The organism is Brevundimonas sp., assembly GCF_030656255.1.
Taxonomy (GTDB): domain Bacteria; phylum Pseudomonadota; class Alphaproteobacteria; order Caulobacterales; family Caulobacteraceae; genus Brevundimonas.
In genome coordinates this window covers 1-1528 of record NZ_JAUSOE010000138.1, presented here as the reverse complement: position 1 = coordinate 1528, position 1528 = coordinate 1, and the positions used below count along the sequence as shown (strand labels likewise).

2 protein-coding genes are annotated in these 1528 nt (G+C 63.7%); both read left to right on the top strand.

The features are described from left to right. Positions 1 to 116: 116 nt before the first annotated feature. Positions 117 to 527, top strand: a complete 411-nt coding sequence (locus Q7J26_RS13970) for a multiubiquitin domain-containing protein (RefSeq protein WP_304937011.1) — start codon at positions 117 to 119, stop codon at positions 525 to 527. Positions 528 to 564: 37 nt separating this feature from the next. Then, positions 565 to 1528 (top strand): ThiF family adenylyltransferase (locus Q7J26_RS13965; protein ID WP_304937010.1); only part of this gene is annotated, 964 nt, incomplete at its 3' end.

Sequence of the window (1528 nt, the reverse complement as noted above, 5' to 3'; positions counted from 1 at the left end):
GTGTCACCGGGCGTCCTCGAAATTTAGATCTGGGGCGCTTACCGGTCGCCCTCCTTCGCGTCGATTGACCCTGTGAAGCCCCAAGAGGCTGGTCACAACCGAAGGAACTACAAACGATGGATACCCCCCACAACGGCGCCGAGCCGCCCGATCGCGAAACCCTGGTCGAGCACGCGCTCGAGCACCTGAAGAACGCCGAGCACGACCTGGAACAGGCGGAAGCGGCTGAACACCGCCCCGAAGCCGAGGTCCGCGAAGCCACGCAGGAGATCGAAGAGGCGCTCAAGCACCGCAACACCGAGATCGTCGTCAACTCGCGCCCCCGCGAGATCGAAGGCGACGAAGTCAGCTTCGAGCAGATCGTCCAGCTGGCCTTCCCGGGCGGCGCCGCCGACCAGAACACCGTCTACTCAATGACCTATCGCAAGGCGGCGTCGCACCCCCACGCCGGTGAGCTGGGCCCGGGCGGCAAGGTCGAAGTCAAGAAGGGGACGATCTTCATTGTCACCCGCACCGTTCGCTCGTAGCGCCGACCTGAAGCTCCTCCGTGAGGAGGGCTACCTCGTGCAGATCAAGAGCAATTTCTTGGTCCTGCGCGAGGTGCCCTACCTCAACGCGAAGAAGGAGTTGAAACGCGGCGCCCTCGTTTCCACCCTGAACATGGCGGGGGACGTGACCCAGGTTCCCGACACCCATGTGATGCACTGGATCGGGGAATACCCCTGCAACGTCGACGGCAGTCCGATCGAGGCGCTCCGCCACCAGGACAATCCGACCGACCTGGGCCAGAGTCTGATCGCTCGCCACGGCTTCTCCAACAAGCCGGAAGGAGGCTATCGCGACTATCACCATAAGATGACGACCTACGTCGCCGTGATCTCGGGCCCGGCCACCACGCGTTGCGCCGGCGCTTCGGCGCGGGGCAACGCCATCCCTGAGGAGGAAGAAAACTCCGTCTTCCACTACATCGAGACCGCGTCTGGCCGCGCGGGCATCGGCGCCCTGACCGAGCGCCTGGCGGACGATACCGTCGCCGTTATCGGCCTAGGCGGCACCGGCGGCTACGTCTTCGATCAGGTCGCCAAGACCCCGGCGAAGGAAATCCGCCTGTTCGATAAAGACGACTTCCTGTCCCACAATGCCTTTCGGGGTCCGGGCGCCCCCTCGTTGGACGAACTACGGGAAGTGCCTCTGAAGGTCGACTACTGGGCAGGGATTTACTCGCGTATGCGCAAGGGGATCGTCCCGCACCCTGTCGCCCTCGACGCTTCCAACGTCCACCTGTTGGACGGGGTGACTTTCGCCTTCATCTGCATCGATGATGGACCGGCCAAAAAGGCGGTCATCGCCAAGCTCGAAGATATCGGCGCGTCCTTCGTCGACGTCGGCATGGGCCTGCAGCTCGATGACAGCTCGCTGGGCGGCATTCTGCGGGTGACTACCAGCACCCCGGAAAAGCGTGAGCATGTCCACGGCGGCCGGGTCGACTTCAGCGATGACCGAGGCGAGGACCTCTACGCGACCAATA